Here is a 21,307-nt window from a genome sequence, read left to right as displayed (position 1 = left end):
GCCCACCCTTCGGCGGCACCCTCGGACCCGCCCACCACGTCCCGGAAACGCGCGAACACCCCTGGCAAACGCGGGAAGTTGATCGCGGCCGCCGTCGCCGAGGCCGCCCTTCTCGTCGCCGGCAGCATCACCGCGACGCTGCTCCTGCTGCACCACGACGACAGCGGGACGTCGGCCGGTCCCGGACCGGGGACGCCCCCGGCGCTCGCGGTACCGGAGAACTCGCCCTCGGGGCCGGGCAGTTCACCGAGTACGGCCGCCTCCGCGTCGGCGACGAAGGGCGGGTCGTCGCAGAGCCCGACGAGCGCGCCGGTCACCCGTGATCCCGCGAACCTCGACATCCGGATCTCCTCCTGCGTCACCGAACTCACCTCGGGCGCCCACGGCGACTGCGTCAAGGCACTCCAACTCCTGCTCGCCGGTTACGGGTTGCACGTCACGGCCAACGGCGAGTTCGGGAAGGCGACGGTCGACGCGTTGAAGGTCTTCCAGACCGAGGCCGGGACCACCGCCGGCGGCACGGTCGACGCGCAGACGGCGAAGCTGCTGTACGGCACGGAACGCGGGCCGGTCCGCGCCGGTACGGTGACGGTGACCGAGCGCGTCCACACGGTCGATGTCGCCCGCTGCCTCGACGCCCATGTCACCGCGGTACAGGTGTGGGCGTGCAACGGCACGGCACCGCAGAAGTGGGCGCTGTTCCGGGTGCCCGGGCACAACTCCCAGTACCTGGTGGTCAATCAGGGCAACCACGCCTGCCTGGACGCCGACGCGAGCACGGTCGGCCAGAACTTCTCGAAGATCCGGGTCAGGAGCTGCGACGGGCTGAGCGCGCAGCGGTGGCAACTGGGCGGCGCCGGGACCCTGGTCAGCGCCCCGGACGGTTTCTGTCTGGACGCGGAGGCCTCGGAGTCGGGGAAGGACGGTCAGACCGTCCAGACCTTCGGCTGCGCGGGCAGCCCCAACCAGGTCTGGTCTTGGGCCTCCTGACACACCATCAGCCACAGATCTTCTGACGTACCGTCAAGATCCCAAGCCCCTCACACGTCCCCGTACGCCTCGCCGCCCAGCTCCAGCCCCGCCGTCCCCGCCGTCGCATCCGCCAACCACCCCCGGAACGCGTCCACTTCGGCGTCCGGCAGGCCGATCTCGATGGTGACCTCCTCGCCGTAGCGGACGTCCCGGACCGCGCGGCCGGTGGCGCGCAGGTCGTTCTCGATCTTGCCCGCGCGCTGGTGGTCGACGGTCACCGTGGCGAGGCGGAAGCGGCGGCGGGTGATCGTGCCGAGGGTGTCGAGGGCCTCGCCGACCGAGCCGCCGTAGGCCCGGATGAGGCCGCCCGCGCCGAGCTTGACGCCGCCGTAGTAGCGGGTGACGACGGCGACGACGTACCGCATGTCGCGGCGCAGCAGCATCTGGAGCATGGGGACGCCTGCCGTGCCGCCGGGTTCGCCGTCGTCGCTCGCCTTCTGGATCGCGGCGTCGGCGCCGATGACGTAGGCGAAGCAGTTGTGGGAGGCGTCCGTGTGGTCCTTGCGGATGCGGGCGATGACGTCCTGGGCCTCCTGTTCGGTGGCCGCCGGGGCGAGGGCGCACAGGAAGCGGGAGCGGTTGACCTCGGTCTCGTGCACGCCCGGGCGGGCCACTGTGCGGTACTCGTCCTGCATCCGCCCAGCCTATGCGCAGGGTCAGGGGTCGCCCCCGGTCCGGGTGCGGGTGACGATGTGGTGGATACTCGCTCCTCGTTGCCCTGGCACCGGGCACGATCGTCCGATCACAGGGAGTTCTCAGCATGACCGGCGCGCAGGTGGACCCTACGGAGACCACGGCGTCCGGCGGTTCCGGGTCCGCCGCGGAGCGCTGCCGGGCCTGGCTCCTGGACGGTCTGAGCGAGCAGAGCGCCCGGCATCCGGGCCCGCACGCCACCCCGGACCCGGAGCACGAGGGTCACCGCTGGTGGCGGGTCATGTGTCTGACCGGCGTCGACTACTTCTCCACTCTCGGCTACCAGCCGGGCATCGCCGCCCTCGCGGCCGGACTGCTGTCCCCGCTGGCGACCGTCGTCCTGATCGGGCTGACGCTCCTCGGGGCACTGCCTGTCTACCGGCGGGTGGCGCACGAGAGCCCGCACGGCGAGGGGTCGATCGCCATGCTGGAGCGGCTGCTGCCGTGGTGGTCGGGGAAGATCTTCGTCCTGGTGCTGCTGGGCTTCGCGGCGACGGACTTCATGATCACCGTCACCCTGTCGGCGGCGGACGCGGCGGCGCACGTCGTGGAGAACCCGTTCGCGCCGGGCTGGATGCACGGCGGGAACACCTGGATCACGCTGGTGCTCGTCGGGGCGCTGGGCGCGGTCTTCCTCAAGGGGTTCCGGGAGGCCATCGGGATCGCCGTGGTGCTGGTGGGCGTGTATCTCACGCTCAACGTGGTGGTGCTCGCGGTGTCCGCCTGGGAGGTGCTGAGCCATCCTGTGAAGATCGGCGACTGGACGGACGCGATGACGGCCGCGCACTCCTCGCCGCTCGCGATGGTCGGGGTGGCGCTGCTGGTCTTCCCGAAACTCGCGCTCGGCATGTCCGGCTTCGAGACCGGTGTGGCGGTGATGCCGCAGGTCAAGGGCGATGACACGGACACCTGGGCGAAGCCCGCGGGCCGGATCCGCGAGACCCGCAAGCTGCTCACCACGGCCGCCCTGATCATGTCCGGCTTCCTGCTGCTGTCCAGCCTGGCGACAACCATCCTGATCCCGCAGAGCGCGTTCAAGACGGGCGGCCCGGCGAACGGCCGCGCGCTCGCCTATCTCGCGCACGAGCATCTGGGCCAGGTCTTCGGCACGTTCTACGACGTCTCGACCATCGCGATCCTGTGGTTCGCGGGCGCCTCCGCACTCGCCGGCCTGCTGAACCTCGTACCGCGCTATCTGCCGCGCTACGGCATGGCGCCGGAGTGGACGGGGGCGGTACGCCCCCTGGTCCTGGTCTTCATGGTGACGGCCGTCCTGATCACCCTGTGGTTTCACGCGAGCGTCGACGCGCAGAGCGGCGCGTACGCGACGGGGGTGCTGGTGCTGATGCTCTCCGCGGCCGTCGCCTCGACGGTCACCGTGCACAAGCGGGGCCATCGGAAGGCCACGCTCGGGTTCGGCGTGATCACCGCCGTGTTCGCGTACACGCTCGTCACGAACGTCATCGAACGGCCCGACGGCATCAAGATCGCGGGCATCTTCATCGTGCTGATCCTGGTGACGTCGTTCGGTTCACGCGTGCACCGCGCCTTCGAACTCCGCGCCGCCGAGATCACGTTCGACGACGAGGCGTCCCGTTTCATCGACGAGGCGGCACGCCGCGGTCCGCTCCGGGTGATCGCGAACGAGCCTCAGGAACACAGCACCCGTGAGTACCGCGCCAAGGAGTACAGCCAGCGCGAGGAGACCCATATCCCGGACGGCGGGCCGGTGTTGTTCCTGGAGGTGTTCCTCCGCGACTCCTCGGACTTCTCGGCGGACATCTCCGTGCACGGCGACAAGAAGTACGGAGTACGCCGACTCCGCGTCGAGGGCCCCACGGTCCCCAACGCGATCGCCGCCGTCCTCCTCTCGCTGCGCGACCGCACCGGCGAGGTTCCGCACGCCTACTTCACCTGGACCGAGGGCAACCCCGTCAGCCACCTGATCCGCTTCCTCGTCTTCGGCGACGGCGAGGTGGCACCGGCGACCCGCGAGGTCCTGCGCCGCGCGGAACCGGATCCGGAACGGCGACCGCGCGTCCACGTCGGCTGAACGGCCGCTCACGGCAAGGGTGTTGACCGACGGCGGCGGCAAGCCAGCGGCGGCGCAGGCGCTTGTCGGTGATCGGCGGGGTGGGGTCGGGGCGGCGCGGGCCGATGAGACCGCGGTGACCGCCGGATGGGCCCGGACGAAGGCGGTGGCCAGATGGGGCAGCGGCAGTCCGGCCTCGGCGGCCGACGACCCCGAGCAGACCCGGGCGTCTCCACCGCCGAACCTGGGTCCCCCTCCGCGGAACGCCTTCAGTTGCCGGCGAGTTGGTCCCGCTCCCCACGGCCCTGAAGTCTCACTTCTTCCTGCCTCTCGGCACGGTCAGGCCCGTCAACAAGGCTGTGCCCGGGGCGAGTTCCTGCCAGGTGCTGCCGTGCCAGGCCAGCACCGCGATGGCCGAGGTCGGGAACTTCACGCGGACCTCGTCGAGCGCGTCGTCAAGGCTGTCGCCGGCGAGGTCGAGGACCAGTTCCTCCAGGCCGGGGTTGTGGCCGATCAGGAGCAACGTCTCGACCTCGGGCGGCACTTGGTGGACGGCGTCGAGAAGGTCCGCTACGTCGGCCGCGTACAGCCCCGATTCGTACCGCACCGGCGGCGGGGTGCCCCACTCGGCGGACGCCAGCTCCCAGGTCTGGCGCGCCCGTACGGCCGTGGAGCACAGGGCGAGGTCCGGCAGGGAGTCGGTCGCGGCGAGGGCGATGCCGGCGGCCGGGGCGTCGCGGCGCCCGCGCGGGGCGAGGGGGCGCTGGTGGTCGGGAACGCCCTCGGGCCAGGCGGACTTGGCGTGCCGCAGCACGACCAGGCGGCGCAACGGACGGGCCCCGGCGCGGGCGTTCACGCCAACGACCCGATGTCACGGGTGAGTTCGAGCCCGAGAAGCCGGTCCGCGTAGGCGTACGTCTCGAAGCGGGCGCCGTCCGCCAGGTCGGGCCAGGTCTCCACCCGGCGCAGCACGTCCAGGACTTCGGGCACGTTCAGGTCGTCCTCCCAGGCGGTCCGCAGCTCCGCACGCACCTCGTCGGGCACCGGCCGCGAGGCCCGCCGCGCCCAGTCGGCGACGGAACCGCGCCAGTGCGCCAGCGTCCGCCGCGCCTCCTCCAGGGCGTCCGCGTCGAGCCGTACCGGCAGGTCACGGGGGTGCGAGAGCAGGGCGAGGCGGAGCGCGCCCGGGTCGGAGAGGCCGGGCGCGGCGGCCGTGGGGGAATCGACGGGTGCTACGGCCACCAGGACTCCCCCGGGTGTCTCGACGCCCTCCGTCGCCACATGGAGTACCTGGGCCTCGCCCAGTCCGGAGCCGAGGTCTCCGCCGTCCTCGAAGGGCCGTATGCCCAAAGCCCTTGCCGCGGCGCGGAGTTCGGCCTGCTCGTGTTCGCCGGTGAGGAGCGACCACACGGGGGTGCCGCCGAGTTCCAGGGCGCGTACGAGGAGATCTGAGATGAGGAGCACTCGTAGTGTCGTGGGTGCCAGGCCCGACGCGTGCGCCTCGACCCTGGTCAGGCCACGGCGGGCGGGGGCGGCTTCGACGGGCTCGCCGGTTCGGGCGTCGGTGATGCGCAGCACGGGCTGAGCGTAGGCGGGCGGAGGGCCGTACGCATGCATGTTCGCTCTGTTCCGGCTGAGCTGGCGGGATTCACCCCGGTCTGTCCGGTACACCGAGGGGCGTGACCTCGTCGGCGTTCACCCGTTCGCCGATGCCCGTCCGACGGCGACCGCTGCTTCTGCTCCTGACCGTCGTGCTCCTCCCGACCGGTGTCGCCGCCGCCACGGCCGCTCCGCTTCGGACCGACTCCGGGGAGTTCTCCGCACGGGGTCTGGGTAGCGAGGTGACCGCCGACGGCGCGAGCGGCACGTACACCTACGTCCGTGACTCGGGGCCCGGTTCGTGGAAGGACGGCGGTTGTCCGTTCACGCTGTCCGGCGCGGCGCGGCTCGCCGGGACCTCCTGTCCGGGGGCGCGGGTGAGTGTCCTGGACGCCGCCGAGCGCGAGGTGTGCGCGGGCGACTGCGCGCCGGCGCCGCCGTCAACGGGGTCTCGGCGGTCGGCGAGGACGTCGACTTCACCGTGACCGCGAGGACCGCCTGAGGCGCACCGGTTCAGCGGGCGGCGACAAGCTCCCGCAGTGTCTTCGCGACGACGGCCGGGTCCTCCTCCGCCATGAAGTGGCCGCAGGTCACGGTCTCGTGCCGCAGGTCCGGTGCCCAGGCGCTCCACAGGGCCGCCGCGTCGAAGCCGAGAGCCGCGCCCCAGTCCTGCTGGAGGACGGCGACCGGCATCCGCAGCCGGTTGCCGGCGTCGCGGTCGGCCCGGTCGTGGGTGACGTCGACGCCGGCGGAGGCGCGGTAGTCGGCCACGATCGAGGGGACCGCGGCGCGGCAGGCTTCCAGGTAGGCGGTGCGGATGCCGGCGGGAATCGCGGACGGGTCGTTGGTCCAGAGGTCGAGGAAGTGACCGAAGAACGCGTCGGGCGCGCCGGCGATCAACTGCTCGGGCAGGCCCGGGGGTTGGGCCATCAGGTAGAGGTGGAAGCCGACGGCCGCGGTGACACCGTGCATCACGTCCCACATGTCCAGCGTGGGGAGCACGTCGAGGCAGGCGAGGTGGGTGATCGTGCCGGGGTGATCGAGTCCGGCACGGAAGGCGACCAGGGCGCCGCGGTCGTGCCCGGCGAGCGCGAAACGGTCGTGGCCCAGGGCGCGGGCCAGCGCGACGATGTCCGCCGCCATGGTGCGCTTGGCGTAACCGGAGCCGTCGGTCTCGGCGGGCTTGTCGCTCGCGCCGTAGCCGCGCAGGTCGGGGCAGATCACGGTGTGGTCGGCCGCGAGGTCGGCGGCGACATGGCGCCACATGAGGTGGGTCTGCGGAAAGCCGTGCAGCAGCACGATCGGGCCGCCCGAGCCGGACACGGCGGCGTTCAGGGTGACGCCGTCCGCGACGGGGACGCGCTGGTAGGTGAAGCCGGGGATGGTCGTTGACATGCCGCCGAGCCTGCCGCGCGCCGATGAGCAACGAATGAGCGCGCTACGGTGACCTGGGGCGATGCCCCGGAAAGGGTGGTCGGCGATGGAGGCCGCGTTCGGGGTGCTGGGGCCGGTCGCGGCCTGGGACGGCACCGGGGACACGATCGCCCTGAAGGGCCCGCGGCACCGGGCCGTGCTGGCCCGGCTGCTGGTCGCCCGGCGTCGGGTCGTACCGGTGACACGCCTTGTCGACGACCTGTGGGCAGGCCAGGACGAGCCGCCCGCCGACGCGGTGGGCGCGATTCGCACCTTCGTCGCCGCGCTGCGCCGGGCCCTGGAACCGGAGCGCCCGCCGCGGACTCCGGCCCGGCTGCTCGTCACCGAGGGCCCGGGGTACGCGCTGCGCGCCAAGCCCGAGGCTGTGGACGCCTGGCGCTTCGAACGGGCGGTGACCGCCGCCGCAACCCTGCCGGGCCCGCACGCGCTCAACCGGCTGGAGGAGGCGCTGAGTTGGTGGCGGGGCCCGGCCTACGCCGACTTCGGCGACGAGACCTGGGCCCGCGCGGAACGCTCCCGCCTCACCGAACTCCGCCTGCACGCCGTCGAACGCCGAGCCGAGACCCAACTCGCCCTGGGCCGGGCCGCGGAGGCGGTCCCCGACCTGGACGCACACGTAGCCGAACACCCCTGGCGCGAGGACGCCTGGCGCCTGCTGACCCTGGCCCTCTACCGCACCGGCCGCCAGGGCGACGCGCTCGCGGTACTGCGCCGGGCCCGCACCCTCCTCGTGGAACAACTCGGAGCGGACCCGGGCCCGACGCTGCGCCGCCTGGAGGCGGACATCCTGGACCATGCGGCGCACCTGGACCCCGACCCGCACCACGGCCGTCCGCCCTCACCCACCCACGCCTCGCACCTCGCCCCCGTGTCAGATCCGAGCAGCCCGACCGAGCGCGTATGGGCGCAGGCAGCCGCCGCCTACGACCAGACCGTGGCATCCGGCGCCCGGGCCCGCCTGGAATCGACCGTGGGACTCCTCCGCAACCTCGCGGTGACCGGAGGCGGCGGCCTGGAAGCGGCCCGCCGGCACCGCCTCGCGGCGATCACGGCGGCGCGGGAACTGGGCGACCCGGAACTCACCGCCCGCGTCATCGGCGCCTACGACGTCCCCGCGATCTGGACCCGCGTCGACGACCCGCAGCAGGCGGCGGACACGGTGGCCGCGGCCGAGCACACCCTGGCCGCGCTCCCGCCGGAGGCCCATCTCGCCACGCGGGCCCGCCTGTTGGCCACGATCGCCTTGGAGTCACGCGGCACCCGCTCCGCCCGCGGACCCCAGGCCGCACGCCAGGCCGAGGACATCGCCCGCCGGTTGAACGACCCCGCCCTGCTCGCCTTCGCCCTCAACGGCACGTTCATGCAGACCTTCCACCGCGCGGGCCTGGCCCCTCAACGGGACGCGATCGGCACCGAGTTGATCGCCCTGTCGGCCCGGCACGGCCTTGTCACGTACGAGGTGCTCGGACATCTCGTACGGCTCCAGTCCCGCAGCGCCCTCGCGGACTTCACCGGAGCCGACGAACACGCGACGGCAGCGGACCGGCTGGCGGAGCGTCATGAACTGCCGCTGGTGGGCGTGTTCACCGAGTGGTACCGGGTTCTACGGCTCTCCGCGACCGGCAGCCCACACCCGACTGAGGTGGCAACTGCCTACCAGCGAGCGGCACTTCGGCTGGACGGAGCCGGTATGCCCGGGCTGGAGCACGGGTTGCTGCCTCTGGCCCTGCTGTGCCTGCGGCTGCGGAACGGGCAGCGCGCCCAGACCGACGAGCGCCTCGACTGGGGACCCTACGAGCCGTGGGCCCGCCCGCTGGTGCTGCTCGCCCGCGACCGCCCCGACGAAGCCCTGACGGCGCTGAGTTCGATCCCGGACCCGCCCCGCGACCTCCTCTTCGAGGCTCTCTGGTGCCTGGCCGCCCGCGCCGCCATCGCGGTCGACGACCGGGCGACGATGGAGCGCGCACTCGCCGAACTGACGCCCGCCGCGGCCGAGTCGGCCGGGGCGGGCAGCGGCCTGCTCACCCTGGGTCCGGTCGCGCGGTACCTCGACGATCTCGCCGTCGCACTACGGAGCCCTCGGTGAGCCGGTGTCCGCGTCAGTCGGTCACCTGCACCACCGCCGTCGCCCCGGCCCGTACCGTCGGTGTCACGTACGTGTAGGTCACGCCGTCGACCACCTTGGCGCGCACGTGCTGCGGGACGCCGTTGACCTTGATCTTCTTGTGGACGCCGGGGAAGCGAGCCTCCCAACTGTAGGAATCCTTGCCGGAGTTGTTCGTCAGCGTGGTCTTGGTCGCGCCGTCGTGGCGGACGGTGACCGTGCCCGTGCCGATGGGGACGTCCGCCGCCTGGAGCCACTTCATGCCGGTCGGCAGCTGCGACTGGGTGGTCACCTTGTGGTTCGGTGCGTCCGGAGTGATGCCCATCAGGCCCTGAACGGTCTGGCTGACCAGGGTGAACGACACCTCGGGGTAGTCCCCGTCGGGGCCCTGGCTGGAGTTGACGTGCTGGGTGTCCCGTTCGCCGTAGATCTTCTTCATCCACTGCCAGGCGGTGTCGGGGCGGTTGTTCTTGAAGAACATGTCCGGCAGATAGGTCGTCGACTCGATGTTGGGCGAGCCGTCCGGGCCCAGTTCCTGTGCCTGGATGTAGTCGAGGTAGGCGTCGTTGCGCGGGCCGGGTTCGATGATCTGCTTCATCGGCATGAAGACGCTGTTCTCCTTGCCCCAGCCGGTGACCGGGGTGCCGGAGGTGGTGTACGCGCGGACCATGTCGGCCCCGCTGCCGGTGCCGCTCCAGTCGTCGTTGAAGTACGTCTTCAGGTCGGCGGCACGCTTGTCGTACGTCCTGGCCAGCGCGGTGTCGCCCTTGCCGCGGGCGAGCACGGCCATCGCCAGGTAGGCCTGGTACTCGGAGGCGATGCCGTCCCCGGCCTCGGCGAGACCGTCGCCGTCCTGCTCGTTGTAGCTGGCGGCGCCCTGGAAGATGCCCTGGCCCGTACCCTCGGCGACCTTCACCTTCCCGTTGTCCTTGGCGGAGTTGTGCAGGTCGATGAACTGCTCGGTGGCGTGCCGGTAGAAGTCCCACAGCACCGGGTCGTCGACGTATCTGCGGTCGCCGGTCCACAGGTACGCCTGGGCCGCCTTCTCGACGAGCTCGAACGTGGCCGGCACCTCGCGGACGAAATTGTCCGGGCTCTTGTAGTCGATGCTCAGGTAGGTCTTGGCGTCGAAGTTGAGGGACCACACCGGGAAGTACTTGTGCTCGGCGGTGGCCGACCGCGCGTACGAGCGGAGCATCGTCTCGTTCTCGGCGTCGAGCCCGATGAGGTGGGCGCCGGCGAGCTGGTGGGTCATGTCGCGGGAGTAGTAGGCGCTGCGGTTGGCGTATCCGGCCCAATAGGTGGGCTCGTACGCCGCGCTGCCGGTGCCGCCGGTCTGGTACTCGTCGACGTTGACCGGGCCTACGGTGCCCGGGAGTTGGACCCAGCTGTTGGCCTTCTTCTGCGCCCAGTCGAACATCGCGACGGCCTCGGGGTCGGACGAGGTGACCTTCGGGTCGGCGGGCGCGGCGGGCGAGATCATCAGGTCGTCGGCGTTGACCCAGGCACTGCCGGAGCCGAATTCGATCTGGAGCCGGTCGCCGGTCTTCAACGCGACGTCGCTGATGGTGTACCGGGCGTACCCGGGGTGCTGCGGCAGGGTGATCGTCCGGACGGTCTCGCCGTTGCGCCGGATCGTGTACGTGCCGCCGGTGCCGGCGCTCCCGATCCACGCGGAGAAGTCGTAACTCCCGTTCCTGGGCGCCACGATGGTCAGCTGTGCGCTCTTGCCCGCTCCGGCGTCGAGGTAGAGGAAGCGTTCGCCGCCGTGCTTGTTGCCGGTGCCGACGCCGGCACCCGAGGTGAAGGTCCAGCCCGTGCCGCCGTTCTCGAACCCCGGGTCCGGAATGGCGAGTTGGGGGCGGGGTGCGGCGGACGCGGTGGCCGACAGAGCGGGAGCCATCGGGGCGAGCAGGGCAACAGCGGTGAGCAGCATGAGCCTTGAGGGCTTCATCGGATCTCCCGGTCCTCGGTCACTGCGGGGTGGGGGCCGCGTGGTGGCCGGAAAGCTAGCAGGGGCGGAAGTGGCGATTCAATGGTCATGCGCGAGAAACACGGAAGACACGCAGTTCTGCTGCTACTTTAAAGGGAAGGGTGCGCTGAAAGTTTTCATCTGCTTCTTGCAAGTCAGGCTCGGAGGGAACCGCATGAAGGTCGGCATCACCGAGGTCGCGGAGCGCGCGGAGGTGAGCGAGGCCACGGTCAGCCGGGTCATCAACCGCCGCCAGGGTGTGTCCCGCAAGACCCGCGAGGCGGTCGAGCAGGCGATGTCCGACCTGGGGTACGAGCGACAGACCCGGGGGCAACTCGTCGCGGTCGTCACGGAGTTGGTCTCCAACCCGTTCTTCGCCGATGTCGCCGAGCGCATCGAGTCCGTGCTCGCCCCGCACGGCCTGAAGACGGTCCTGTGCCCGTGTTTCCCGGGCGGGGTACAGGAGTTGGACTTCGTGACCTCGCTCGCCGACCGGGGCGTCGCGGCCGTCGTGTTCCTCTCGGCCAGCAACACTCTTGAGGGCGCCGACCCTTCGGCGTACGAACTGCTGCGGTCGCGCAGGATCCCGTTCGTCGGGATCAACGGCCGGTTCGAGGGCGTGAGCGAGGCGCCGGTCTTCTCCACCGACGACCTGCTCGCCGCCGAACTCGCCGTCGACCATCTGTACCGGCTCGGGCACCGCCGTATCGGCATGGCGTCGGGCCCGATCGGCAACCGCCCAGCCGACCGGCGCGTCAGCGGCTTCGTCGCCTCGCTCGCCAAGCGTGGTGTCGAGGACGCGGAGCAGTGGGTGGTCCGGCAGTCGTACACCGTCGAGGGCGGCCAGTCCGCCGCGATCTCGCTGCTCGGGCGCGGTGCCACGGCGATCGTCGCGGCCAGCGACTACATGGCGCTGGGCGTGATCCGCGGCGCGCGCCGGCAGGGGTACGACGTGCCGGGCGATGTGTCGGTCGTCGGCTACGACGGCTCCATGATCATGGACTTCGTCGATCCGCCGCTCACCACGGTCCGCCAGCCGGCCGACCGGCTGGCCTCGGAGGCGGGCCGCAGCGTCCTCGCCCTGGTCGGCAACCGTGATGTCCCCGTCGGCGAGCTCCTCTTCGATCCCGAGCTGGTGATCCGCGCGAGCACCGGGGCGCCGAAGGCGTGAGGCGGCGGAGGGCATGACCCAAGTCCCCCCGACTCGTCCAGACCATTGACCTAAAGGTCGGATCTAAGCACACTCCAGTCGGAGTTGCGGCCGGACGATGGGCGGCAACTCCGCATATTCATCGGGTGTTTCGCGGCCCATGGCCGTGCATCACGAATGCTCCGGAGGGGCTATGTCTCGGTCTCGGTTCGTGTTTGTCGGGGTGGCGCTCGCGCTGCTCGTGGGCGGCGGCGGGCCTGTCGCCGCGGTGCAGAGAACGACGCCGGTGGCGGTGGTCGACGTGGACGCGTTCGGGGCCGACCCCACCGGCCGGACGGACTCCACGCCCGCCGTCGTCGCGGCGCTGCGGCACGCCAGGAGCGTCGATCACGGGCGGGCGGTGCGGATCGAGTTCTCGAAGGGGACCTACCAGCTCTACCCCGAACGGGCCGAGACGCGTGAGCTGTATGTCTCCAACACCGTTGGCGCGGACCAGCGTTACCGGGACAAGAAGATCGGGCTGCTCGTCGAGGACATGCACGACGTCACCGTCGACGGCGGTGGCGCGAAGCTCGTCTACCACGGTCTGCAGACGGCGTTCGCGTCGATCCGCTCGACGAACGTGACGTTCCAGAACTTCTCCTTCGACTACGCGGCACCCGAGGTCATCGACGCGACCGTCGCCACCGCCGGGGTCACGGGTGGCACCGGCGGGCACGCCTACCGCGTCCTGAAGATCCCGGCCGGCAGCCCGTACGAGGTGAACGGCACGCACATCACCTGGCTCGGCGAGAAGAGCCCGGCCACCGGACAGCCGTACTGGTCGGGCACGGACGGACTCCAGTACACCCAGATCCACGATCCCGAGGCGCAGCGGGCCTGGCGCGGCGACAACCCGCTCTTCGACGACGTCTCCTCGGTCACCGACCTCGGCGGCCGCCGGATCCGGATCGACTACACCACCGCGACGCAGCCGACGGACGCCGGGCTCGTCTACCAGATGCGCCTGATCGAGCGGACGGAACCGGGCGCCTTCATCTGGCAGTCCAGGAACGTCACGATGCGCTCGATGAACGCCTACTACCTCCAATCCTTCGGCGTGGTGGGCCAGTTCAGCGAGAACATCTCGATCGACAAGGTGAACTTCGCACCCGATCCGAAGTCCGGCCGGTCGACGGCGTCGTTCGCGGACTTCGTGCAGATGTCCGGCGTCAAGGGCAAGGTCTCGATCACCCGGAGCCTCTTCGACGGCCCGCACGACGACCCGATCAACATCCACGGCACGTACCTGGAGGTCGTCGGGCAGCCCGGGCCGAACACGCTCACCCTCGCCTACGAGCACCCGCAGACCGCCGGCTTCCCGCAGTTCGCGCCCGGCGACGAGGTCGAGTTCACGACGCAGCGCACGATGACCCCGGTGGCGGACCCGCACGCGAAGGTCACGGCGGTGGACGGCCCGAGCGGCATGGACCACACCAAGTCCCTCACCGCGATGAACGTGCCTTCGACCGGCCGGTCCCCGCCGGGGTCGAGATCGGCGGCACGGTCGTCGAGAACATCACGGCCACCCCGTCGGTCGTCATCTCGGGCAACACGTTCCGCGACGTGCCGACGCGCGGCATCCTGGTCACCACCCGCAAGCCGGTCCTGATCAGCGGCAACCGCTTCGACGCGATGTCCATGGCCAGCGTCTACGTCTCCGCCGACGCCTACCAGTGGTACGAGTCGGGCCCAGTCGCCGACCTCACGATCCGCGACAACACCTTCACCCGCCCCACCGGCCCGGTCATCTTCGTCGAGCCGACCAACCAGGTCGTCGACCCGGCGCACCCGGTCCACCACGACATCAAGGTCGAGCACAACTCCTTCGACATCAGCGACGTGACGGTCGTCAACGCCAAGAGCGTCGGCGGCTTCACGTTCACCGGCAACACGGTGCGCCGCCTGGCCCCGGCGGACCAACCGCCGTACAGCTCCCCGCTGTTCGTCTTCCACGGCAGCTCGGGCATCCGTATCGCGCACAACCACTACGACAAGGGCCTCAACACGTCCGTCGTCGCGGACTGAGGAATCACGGTGCTCCGCCCGCTGTTGTCGCAGGCAGCAGCGGGCGCGCACGATTCCAAGGAGGCCGAGCATGTACGGCGACTCAGCAACGATCCGCAAGATCCTCACCGAGTCCGGCGACACCTGGGCCGTCGTGGGCCTGTCGTCGAACGAACGGCGTGCGGCACACGGCGTGGCCGGCGTCCTCCAGCGCTACGGCAAGCGCATCGTGCCCGTCCACCCGAAGGCGGAGACGGTGCACGGCGAGCAGGGCTACGCCTCCCTCGCCGACATCCCCTTCGAGGTCGACGTCGTGGACGTGTTCGTCAACAGCGACCTCGCGGGCGCGGTCGCCGACGAGGCGGTGGGCATCGGCGCGAAGGCCGTCTGGTTCCAGCTCGGGGTGATCGACGAAGGCGCGTACGAGCGGACCCGCGCCGCCGGTCTCGACATGGTCATGGACCGCTGCCCGGCGATCGAGCTCCCGCGCCTCGGCTGACCTGCGCAGACCTGTGCGGACACTGTGTAAAAGAAGCTCTCCGGCCCGAGTCAAATTTCAGGCAACGGACTTCTGTAATTATTTCATTCATTCCTAGCCTGGGGCCTCTTGCCCGTTAAGCATGCGTGCTGACTTCGAGAGGCCCCTTGACATGGTGAATGTTGACCAGTCCGTCCCGGAGGCCACCAGAGATCCGAGCGGCCTGCGGCGGGACGTCGGGCTGATCGGACTGATGTGGGCCTCGGTCGGCTCGATCATCGGCTCCGGGTGGTTGTACGGCGCCGAGAAGGCCGTGGTGGTGGCCGGTCCGGCGGCGATCATCTCGTGGTTGATCGGCACGGTCGCGATCGTGCTGCTGGCCCTGGTGCACGCGGAACTCGGCGGTATGTTCCCGGTCGCGGGCGGTACGGCACGCTACCCGCACTACGCCTTCGGCGGCCTGGCCGGTATGTCCTTCGGCTGGTTCTCCTGGCTGCAGGCGGCGACCGTGGCGCCGGTCGAGGTCGAGGCGATGATCGGTTACGCCGGTCACTGGTCCTGGGCGACGGGCTTCCAGCACACCGACGGGACCCTGACGGGCAGCGGGATACTCGTCGCCGTCCTCCTCATGGCCGTGTTCGTCGTCGTCAACTTCCTGGGCGTCCGGGTCCTGGCGCACACCAACAGCGCCGCGACCTGGTGGAAGATCGCTGTGCCGCTCGCCACGATATTCATCATCGCGGTCGGCAACTTCCACCCGGGCAACTTCACCTCGCACGGCTTCGCGCCGTTCGGTGCCAAGGGTGTGCTGAGCGCGATCAGTTCCAGCGGGATCATCTTCGCCCTGCTGGGCTTCGAGCAGGCCATCCAGCTCGCCGGCGAGAGCCGCGACCCCAAGCGGGACCTGCCGCGCGCGACGCTCGGCTCCGTGGCCATCGGCGCGACCATCTACGTCCTGCTCCAGGTCGTCTTCATCGGCGCGCTCCCGGGCAGTTCCTTCGCGCACGGCTGGGCCAAGCTGGCGTACACCGGCATCAGCGGCCCCTGGGCGGGTCTCGCGACCTTGGTGGGCCTCGGCTGGCTGAGCGTCGTGCTGTACCTCGACGCCATCATCTCCCCCGGTGGCACCGGCCTGATCTACACCACCGCCACCTCGCGCGTCTCCTACGGCCTGTCCAAGAACGGCTACGCGCCCAAGGTCTTCGCCGACACCGACAAGCGGGGCGTGCCGTGGTTCGGCCTGATCATCTCCTTCGTGACCGGCGTGGTCTGCTTCCTGCCGTTCCCGAGCTGGCAGGAGCTGGTCGGGTTCATCACCTCGGCGAGCGTCCTGATGTATGCCGGTGCCCCGCTGGCGTACGGCGTGTTCGCCGACCGGCTGCCGCAGCTGGAGCGCCCCTACCGGCTCCCCTTCGGCAAGGTGCTCTCGCCGCTGTCGTTCGTGGTGGCCAACCTCATCATCTACTGGGCCGGCTGGGACACCCTGTGGCGTCTCGGCGTCGCCATCGTCCTCGGCTACCTGCTGCTCGGAACCTACGCCTGGTATGCCACGGCCGGCGAGCGGCCCGACGCGCCCCGGCTGGACTGGAAGGCCGCGCAGTGGCTGCCGGCCTATCTGCTGGGCCTCGGTGTCATCTCGTGGCAGGGCAGCTTCGGGGGTCAGGGTCACATCGCACTGTGGTGGGACATCGCGGTGGTCGCGGTCTTCTCGCTCGTCATCTACTACTGGGCCAAGGCCACCGCGTCGCGGCCCGAGGAGATCGAGCGCAGCATCGACGAGGTCGTCATCACGGACGCACCCACGCACTGACCCGAACCCTCCCCCGCGAGATCCGGACCGGTCGCCCTCCAGGTGGCCGGTTTTCGGCTGTCCGGACACCGTCATAATGGTCCGGTGACCTTCACCTCCCCCCACCCCAACTCGGCCTCCCCACAACACTTCCCGGTCGTCGTCGTGGGTGCCGGACCCGCCGGACTCACCATCGGCAACATCCTGCGCGCCGCCGGGATCGACTGCCTGGTGCTGGAGACCGAGACCCGGGAGTTCATAGAACAGCGGCCGCGGGCCGGCGTCATCGAGGAGTGGGCCGTCCGTGGACTGCGGCAACGGGGGCTTGCCGGGCGGCTGTTGGAGCGGGCGCAGCTGCACACCGAGTGCGAGTTCCGGTTCGGCGGGCAGCGGCACCGGCTGTCGTACACGGAGTTGACGGGGCATCACCACTTTGTCTATCCGCAGCCGTTGCTGGTGACGGACCTGGTGCGGGAGTACGCGGACGTGCGGGGCGGCGCGATCCGTTTCGGCGTCCAGGACGTCCGGCTGCACGATCTCGACTCCGATCGCCCGGCGGTCTCGTACACCGACCCGGAGACGGGTCAACGGCAGCTCGTGCAGGGCGACTTCGTGGCGGGCTGCGACGGTGCGCGTGGGGTGACCCGGGCCGCGCTGCCGCCGGAGCGGGCGCGGATCGCGCGGCACGACTACGGCATCGGCTGGCTCGCGCTGCTCGCGGAGGCGCCGCCGTCGTCGGACTGTGTGGTGTTCGGTGTCCATCCGCGCGGGTTCGCCGGGCACATGGCGCGCAGTCCCGAGGTCACCCGCTACTACCTGGAGTGTCCGCCCGGCGACGACCCCGGCAACTGGCCCCACGAACGCGTCTGGGCCGAGCTCCAGCACCGCCTCGCCGCGACCGGCGCCCCGCCGCTGACCGAGGGCCGGCTCATCGAGAAGCGCGTGCTCGACATGCACAACTACGTTGTCGAACCCATGGTGTTCGGCCGGCTCTACCTCGCCGGCGACGCGGCCCACCTCACGGCGCCCATCGCCGCGAAGGGCATGAACCTCGCCCTGCACGACGCGTTCCTGCTCGGCGACGCGCTCGTCGCGTATGTCACGAAGGGCGACTCCGCGGGCCTGGGCGGCTATTCGGAGGCCTGTCTGAGCCGCGTGTGGGACTACCAGGAGTTCTCCCAGTGGCTCTCCGAGGTGTACCACGGCACGTCGTCCGGCGACCCCTACCACGCGGGCACCACCCTCGCCCGCCTCCGCCGCGTCTTCGAATCCCCGGCCGCGGGCCTCGCGTTCGCGGAGAGCTACCTGGGCAAGGGCCCCAACTCCTGAGCCACGGCCCTCAGTTGTACGGCCGTCAGTTGCACGGCGGTCAGTCGTGCGGCGGGCGGTCGGTGAGGCGGTGGTCCGCCACGTTCAACGCCTCGTCGACGAGCCGTCGCAGATGACCGTCGCTCAAGGCGTAGATCACCCGGCGGCCCTCCTTGCGCGTGGTGACCAGACCGGCCAGACGCAACCGCGCCAGGTGCTGGCTGACCGCCGGGCGGGCCGCGTCGCAGGCCTCCGTGAGGGTGCTGACGTCGGACTCGCCCGCCGTCAGCGCGTGCAGGAGGGTCAGGCGGGTGCGGTCACCGAGGAGGGCGAGGAGTTCGGCGGCCAGCGCGAACTGTTCCTCGCCCGGGGTGCGCGGGTGCGCATCATGCGCAGTTGATAGGTGCATGCGTGCGCTCATACGCACATAATGGCCCTGTGGACGCCGTACGTCCACCCGCGCACCGGAAGGGGACCCACGTGAGCGACCGGCATCACCACGAGCACGAGCACGCCCACCCGCACGACGACCACGGCCACGATCACCCGCTTCCCCATGACCACTCCCCCACAGGCATCCGTCACCGCCTCGGCCACCTCCTCACCCCGCACTCCCACGAGACCGCCGACAAGCTCGACTCCGCCCTGGAGTCCTCGGCCCGCGGCATGCGCGCGCTCTGGGTCTCGCTCGCGGTGCTCGGGTTGACGGCGCTCGTGCAGGCGGTCGTGGTGGTCGTGTCCGGGTCGGTCGCGCTGCTCGGTGACACCGTGCACAACGCGGCGGACGCGCTGACCGCCGTACCGCTCGGCATCGCGTTCGTGCTCGGCCGCCGGGCCGCGACCCGCCGCTTCACGTACGGCTACGGGCGCGCCGAGGACCTCGCCGGGATCGCGATCGTGCTGACGATCGCCGCGTCCGCCGCCTTCGCGGCCTGGGCGGCGGTGGACCGGCTGCTCGATCCGCGTCCCATGTCACATGTCCCGGTGGTCGCCGTCGCGGCGCTCGTCGGGTTCGTGGGCAACGAGTGGGTGGCCCGGTACCGGATGCGGGTGGGCCGGGAGATCGGGTCGGCCGCACTCGTCGCCGACGGACTCCACGCCCGTACCGACGGGTTCACCTCACTGGCCGTGCTGGCCGGGGCCGGCGGTTCGGCGCTGGGGTGGCAACTCGCCGACCCGATCGTGGGGTTGGCGATCACGGCCGCCATCGCGCTGGTTCTGCGGGACGCGGCGCGCGAGGTGTTCCGGCGCGTGATGGACGCCGTCGATCCGGAACTGGTGGACCGGGCCGAGCATGCCGTGCGGGAGGTCGAAGGGGTGCGCGGGGTGGGCGAGTTGAGGCTGCGCTGGATCGGGCACCGGCTGCGCGCCGAGGTGGCGGTGGTCGTGGACGGGGAGGCGACGGTACGACAGGCCCACGCCGTCGCCGTAGCGGCGGAACATGCCCTGCTGCACGCGGTGCCGCGGCTCACCGCGGCCCTCGTGCACGCCGATCCGGCGCCGGTGCCCGGCGAGGCCGACCCGCATGGGGAGTTGGCCCACCACCACGCCATGGCGTGAGGCCGGTTTTCTACGGCTCGGGGTTCAGGCGACGCCCAGCCCCTCCAGCACCACCGCGCCCGGGAGTTCCGCGAACGCCTTGCCCGGGACGAGGAGTTTGCCGCGGCGGCGTCCGCTGCCGACCAGGACGTACGGCAGGTCCACGACGGCCGAGTCGACCAACACCGGCCAGCCGGCGGGGAGTCCGACGGGGGTGATGCCGCCGTACTCCATGCCGCTCTCGCCGGTCGCAGTGTCCATCGACGCGAACGAGGCCTTGCGGGCGCCGAGTTGGCGGCGCACGACGCCGTTCACATCGACGCGGGTGGTGGACAGGACCACGCACGCGGCCAGCATGGTCTCGCCGCCGCGCTTCCCGGCCACGACCACGCAATTCGCGGACCGCTCCAGCAGCTCGCGGCCGTAGTGCTCGACAAAGGTGGCGGTGTCGGCCCACTCCGGGTCCGTGTCGACGTAGACGAACTGGTCGGCGGGGACGCTGCCTTGCCAGGCGCGCACGGCGTCGGCGACCGGGCGGGTCAGCTCGTCAAGACAGTCGGGGGCCGAGGTCGCGTGGTCGAAGTGTCCGATGGGTGCGCGCATGACGGCACGCTAACAGTCGCGCGGCAGCGGCTCACGGGGTGTCCCGGTGCACGGGCGGGACCGACACCGCCATCACCATCTCCATCGGTTCGTCGCCCTGATTGCCGTACGTGTGCGGGGTGTTGGCCTCGAAGGTGGCGCTGGCGCCGGCCGGGACGACATGGTCCTCCCCGTCCACGGTGAGGGTCAGCTCGCCGGTGGTGACATGGACCAGTTCGACGGTGCCGGTGGGGTGGGGCTCGGAGGCGCTGGAGTCCCCCGGCATCAGCCGCCAGTCCCACATCTCCAGCGGTCCGGGCGCCTCGGTGCCGGCGAGGAGGCGGTTGTAGCTGCCGGCGTCGGTGTGCCAGAGCCGCACGGCGCGGTCGGCGGGGACGATGCGGACCTTCGGGCCCTGTTCGTAGTCGAGCAGGGTGGTGATGCTGACGCCGAGCGCGTCGCCGATCTTGACGACCGTGCCGATGCTGGGGTTGGTCCGGGCCTGCTCGATCTGGATGAGCATGCCCCGACTGACGGCGGCCCGGGCGGCGAGCACGTCCAGGGTGAAGCCGCGCACCGAGCGCCAGTGCTTGACGTTGCGAGCCAGGGACTGGTTCAGCAGGTCGAGGTCCGACACGTTCCGCCCATACCTTCAGTTCAATATTGTGGATGACAGAGTGCAATGGATCGAACTACGGTGTGGTGCACCCGATCGTTCACCGAACTGTACTGCGAGGCACCCCGTGACAGCATTCTTCGCCCTGGCCACCAGCCTCCTGTGGGGAGTGGCCGACTTCGGCGGCGGACTGCTGACCCGACGGACCCCGGCGCTGACGGTGGTCGTGGTCTCGCAGGGGATCGCGGCGGCCGTGCTCGGCGCGGTCGTGGTGGCCACCGGGGGCTGGAGCGAGGCCGGGCCGCGGCTGTGGTTCGCGTTCGCGGCGGGGGTGGTGGGGCCGGTCGCGCTGTTCAGTTTCTACAAGGCGCTGGCGCTGGGCCCGATGGGCGTCGTCTCGCCGCTCGCGACGCTGAGCGTGGCCGTACCGGTCGGGGTGGGCCTCTTTCTCGGCGAGCGGCCCGGTCTGATGCAGGCGGCGGGGATCGCGGTCGCCGTCACCGGGGTCGTCCTCGCGGGCGGTCCGCAGCTGCGGGGCGCGCCCGTGCAGCGCCAGACGATCCTGCTGACGCTGATCGCCGCGCTCGGCTTCGGCACGGTGTTCGCGCTGATCGCGGAGGCGTCCAGCAGCGTGACCGGCCTCTTCCTCGCGCTGTTCGTGCAGCGCGTGACGAACGTGGCCGCGGGTGGGGCCGCGCTCTACGTCTCCGTACGGCGGGGCGGGGTCGCGCTCCCGGCGGGCGGATTCCCCTGGGGTTCGCTGCCGGCGCTGGCCTTCGTGGGACTGGCCGATGTGGCGGCCAACGGGACGTATTCGATCGCCGCGCAGCATGGGCCGGTGACGGTGGCGGCGGTGCTCGCGTCGCTGTATCCGGTGGTGACCGCGCTGGCCGCGCGCGGGTTCCTGAGCGAGCGGTTGCGGGGGATCCAGGC

20 protein-coding genes are annotated in these 21,307 nt (G+C 71.0%); 12 read left to right on the top strand and 8 right to left on the bottom strand.

Annotation, left to right across the window (positions count from 1 at the left end; all coding sequences use genetic code 11):
* The coding region (locus AC31A1_RS22670; RefSeq protein WP_489655061.1) for a ricin-type beta-trefoil lectin domain protein at positions 1 to 990 on the top strand (990 nt) is incomplete at its 5' end.
* Positions 991 to 1,040: 50 nt separating this feature from the next.
* Here AC31A1_RS22670 and AC31A1_RS22665 read toward each other — a convergent pair.
* A complete protein-coding gene (locus AC31A1_RS22665; RefSeq protein WP_489655060.1) occupies positions 1,041 to 1,667 on the bottom strand; it encodes a YigZ family protein in 627 nt (208 codons plus the stop codon).
* 125 nt (positions 1,668 to 1,792) lie between these two features.
* Between AC31A1_RS22665 and AC31A1_RS22660 the strand changes: the two genes are divergently transcribed.
* The gene (locus AC31A1_RS22660; protein ID WP_489655059.1) at positions 1,793 to 3,778 is read left to right on the top strand and encodes an APC family permease; all 1,986 of its coding nucleotides are present in this window, start codon (positions 1,793 to 1,795) and stop codon (positions 3,776 to 3,778) included.
* Positions 3,779 to 4,070: 292 nt separating this feature from the next.
* Here the strand turns inward: AC31A1_RS22660 and AC31A1_RS22655 are convergent, their stop codons facing one another.
* Positions 4,071 to 4,613, bottom strand: a complete 543-nt coding sequence (locus AC31A1_RS22655; protein ID WP_489655058.1) for a SixA phosphatase family protein — start codon at positions 4,611 to 4,613, stop codon at positions 4,071 to 4,073.
* A complete protein-coding gene (locus tag AC31A1_RS22650; RefSeq protein WP_489655057.1) occupies positions 4,610 to 5,374 on the bottom strand; it encodes a hypothetical protein in 765 nt (254 codons plus the stop codon). Before AC31A1_RS22650 ends, AC31A1_RS22655 begins: the two co-directional genes overlap by 4 nt.
* Before the next feature lie 62 nt (positions 5,375 to 5,436).
* On the opposite strand from AC31A1_RS22650, the gene AC31A1_RS22645 reads away from it, so the two are divergent.
* Entirely contained in the window at positions 5,437 to 5,841 is a 405-nt protein-coding gene (locus AC31A1_RS22645; RefSeq protein ID WP_489655056.1) for a hypothetical protein, read from the top strand.
* Positions 5,842 to 5,869: 28 nt separating this feature from the next.
* Here AC31A1_RS22645 and AC31A1_RS22640 read toward each other — a convergent pair whose 3' ends face one another.
* Positions 5,870 to 6,751, bottom strand: coding sequence for an alpha/beta fold hydrolase (locus AC31A1_RS22640; protein ID WP_489655055.1), 882 nt, complete (start codon positions 6,749 to 6,751; stop codon positions 5,870 to 5,872).
* A gap of 85 nt (positions 6,752 to 6,836) precedes the next feature.
* On the opposite strand from AC31A1_RS22640, the gene AC31A1_RS22635 reads away from it, so the two are divergent.
* The gene (locus AC31A1_RS22635; RefSeq protein WP_489655062.1) at positions 6,837 to 8,876 is read left to right on the top strand and encodes an AfsR/SARP family transcriptional regulator; all 2,040 of its coding nucleotides are present in this window, start codon (positions 6,837 to 6,839) and stop codon (positions 8,874 to 8,876) included.
* Positions 8,877 to 8,889: 13 nt separating this feature from the next.
* Here the strand turns inward: AC31A1_RS22635 and AC31A1_RS22630 are convergent, their stop codons facing one another.
* On the bottom strand, positions 8,890 to 10,848 hold the full coding sequence (locus AC31A1_RS22630) for a carbohydrate-binding protein (protein WP_489655054.1): 1,959 nt from the start codon (positions 10,846 to 10,848) through the stop codon (positions 8,890 to 8,892).
* A gap of 193 nt (positions 10,849 to 11,041) precedes the next feature.
* On the opposite strand from AC31A1_RS22630, the gene AC31A1_RS22625 reads away from it, so the two are divergent.
* From AC31A1_RS22625 to AC31A1_RS22600, 6 genes are all read left to right on the top strand, one after another.
* Positions 11,042 to 12,037, top strand: a complete 996-nt coding sequence (locus AC31A1_RS22625) for a LacI family DNA-binding transcriptional regulator (RefSeq protein WP_489655053.1) — start codon at positions 11,042 to 11,044, stop codon at positions 12,035 to 12,037.
* A 172-nt stretch (positions 12,038 to 12,209) separates the two neighbouring features.
* Positions 12,210 to 13,667, top strand: coding sequence for a right-handed parallel beta-helix repeat-containing protein (locus AC31A1_RS22620; RefSeq protein ID WP_489655052.1), 1,458 nt, complete (start codon positions 12,210 to 12,212; stop codon positions 13,665 to 13,667).
* Complete coding sequence (locus AC31A1_RS22615) at positions 13,622 to 14,083, top strand: hypothetical protein (RefSeq protein WP_489655051.1); 462 nt, start codon at positions 13,622 to 13,624, stop codon at positions 14,081 to 14,083. The genes AC31A1_RS22620 and AC31A1_RS22615 overlap by 46 nt, the downstream gene beginning before the upstream one ends.
* A gap of 70 nt (positions 14,084 to 14,153) precedes the next feature.
* On the top strand, positions 14,154 to 14,561 hold the full coding sequence (locus tag AC31A1_RS22610) for a CoA-binding protein (protein ID WP_489655050.1): 408 nt from the start codon (positions 14,154 to 14,156) through the stop codon (positions 14,559 to 14,561).
* A 151-nt stretch (positions 14,562 to 14,712) separates the two neighbouring features.
* Complete coding sequence (locus tag AC31A1_RS22605; RefSeq protein ID WP_489655049.1) at positions 14,713 to 16,350, top strand: APC family permease; 1,638 nt, start codon at positions 14,713 to 14,715, stop codon at positions 16,348 to 16,350.
* Positions 16,351 to 16,434: 84 nt separating this feature from the next.
* Positions 16,435 to 17,658, top strand: coding sequence for a 4-hydroxybenzoate 3-monooxygenase (locus AC31A1_RS22600; protein WP_489655048.1), 1,224 nt, complete (start codon positions 16,435 to 16,437; stop codon positions 17,656 to 17,658).
* A 40-nt stretch (positions 17,659 to 17,698) separates the two neighbouring features.
* On the opposite strand, the gene AC31A1_RS22595 is transcribed toward AC31A1_RS22600, so the two are convergent.
* The gene (locus tag AC31A1_RS22595) at positions 17,699 to 18,058 is read right to left on the bottom strand and encodes an ArsR/SmtB family transcription factor (protein WP_393753789.1); all 360 of its coding nucleotides are present in this window, start codon (positions 18,056 to 18,058) and stop codon (positions 17,699 to 17,701) included.
* A gap of 59 nt (positions 18,059 to 18,117) precedes the next feature.
* On the opposite strand from AC31A1_RS22595, the gene AC31A1_RS22590 reads away from it, so the two are divergent.
* Complete coding sequence (locus AC31A1_RS22590) at positions 18,118 to 19,197, top strand: cation diffusion facilitator family transporter (protein WP_489655047.1); 1,080 nt, start codon at positions 18,118 to 18,120, stop codon at positions 19,195 to 19,197.
* A 24-nt stretch (positions 19,198 to 19,221) separates the two neighbouring features.
* Here AC31A1_RS22590 and AC31A1_RS22585 read toward each other — a convergent pair whose 3' ends face one another.
* Positions 19,222 to 19,779 (bottom strand): YbaK/EbsC family protein, encoded by a 558-nt coding sequence (locus AC31A1_RS22585; RefSeq protein ID WP_489655046.1) that lies wholly within the window; start codon positions 19,777 to 19,779, stop codon positions 19,222 to 19,224.
* Positions 19,780 to 19,810: 31 nt separating this feature from the next.
* The gene (locus AC31A1_RS22580; protein WP_489655045.1) at positions 19,811 to 20,395 is read right to left on the bottom strand and encodes a helix-turn-helix domain-containing protein; all 585 of its coding nucleotides are present in this window, start codon (positions 20,393 to 20,395) and stop codon (positions 19,811 to 19,813) included.
* Between the two features lie 106 nt (positions 20,396 to 20,501).
* Between AC31A1_RS22580 and AC31A1_RS22575 the strand changes: the two genes are divergently transcribed.
* The coding region (locus AC31A1_RS22575) for an EamA family transporter (RefSeq protein WP_489655044.1) at positions 20,502 to 21,307 on the top strand (806 nt) is incomplete at its 3' end.

This window comes from Streptomyces sp. P5F9 (assembly GCF_057961495.1).
Note: the sequence above shows the minus strand (reverse complement) of the source record. Positions and strands in the feature narration are given on the sequence as shown.

What these genes read in the sequence shown, in the direction of transcription:
- AC31A1_RS22595 (WP_393753789.1), bottom strand. Translation starts at nt 18,058, where the DNA reads ATGAGCGCACGCATGCACCTATCAACTGCGCATGATGCGCACCCGCGC.
- AC31A1_RS22650 (WP_489655057.1), bottom strand. Translation starts at nt 5,374, where the DNA reads ATGCATGCGTACGGCCCTCCGCCCGCCTACGCTCAGCCCGTGCTGCGC.
- AC31A1_RS22625 (WP_489655053.1), top strand. Translation starts at nt 11,042, where the DNA reads ATGAAGGTCGGCATCACCGAGGTCGCGGAGCGCGCGGAGGTGAGCGAG.
- AC31A1_RS22585 (WP_489655046.1), bottom strand. Translation starts at nt 19,779, where the DNA reads ATGCGCGCACCCATCGGACACTTCGACCACGCGACCTCGGCCCCCGAC.
- AC31A1_RS22610 (WP_489655050.1), top strand. Translation starts at nt 14,154, where the DNA reads ATGTACGGCGACTCAGCAACGATCCGCAAGATCCTCACCGAGTCCGGC.
- AC31A1_RS22635 (WP_489655062.1), top strand. Translation starts at nt 6,837, where the DNA reads ATGGAGGCCGCGTTCGGGGTGCTGGGGCCGGTCGCGGCCTGGGACGGC.
- AC31A1_RS22660 (WP_489655059.1), top strand. Translation starts at nt 1,793, where the DNA reads ATGACCGGCGCGCAGGTGGACCCTACGGAGACCACGGCGTCCGGCGGT.
- AC31A1_RS22665 (WP_489655060.1), bottom strand. Translation starts at nt 1,667, where the DNA reads ATGCAGGACGAGTACCGCACAGTGGCCCGCCCGGGCGTGCACGAGACC.
- AC31A1_RS22640 (WP_489655055.1), bottom strand. Translation starts at nt 6,751, where the DNA reads ATGTCAACGACCATCCCCGGCTTCACCTACCAGCGCGTCCCCGTCGCG.
- AC31A1_RS22620 (WP_489655052.1), top strand. Translation starts at nt 12,210, where the DNA reads ATGTCTCGGTCTCGGTTCGTGTTTGTCGGGGTGGCGCTCGCGCTGCTC.
- AC31A1_RS22630 (WP_489655054.1), bottom strand. Translation starts at nt 10,848, where the DNA reads ATGAAGCCCTCAAGGCTCATGCTGCTCACCGCTGTTGCCCTGCTCGCC.
- AC31A1_RS22605 (WP_489655049.1), top strand. Translation starts at nt 14,713, where the DNA reads ATGGTGAATGTTGACCAGTCCGTCCCGGAGGCCACCAGAGATCCGAGC.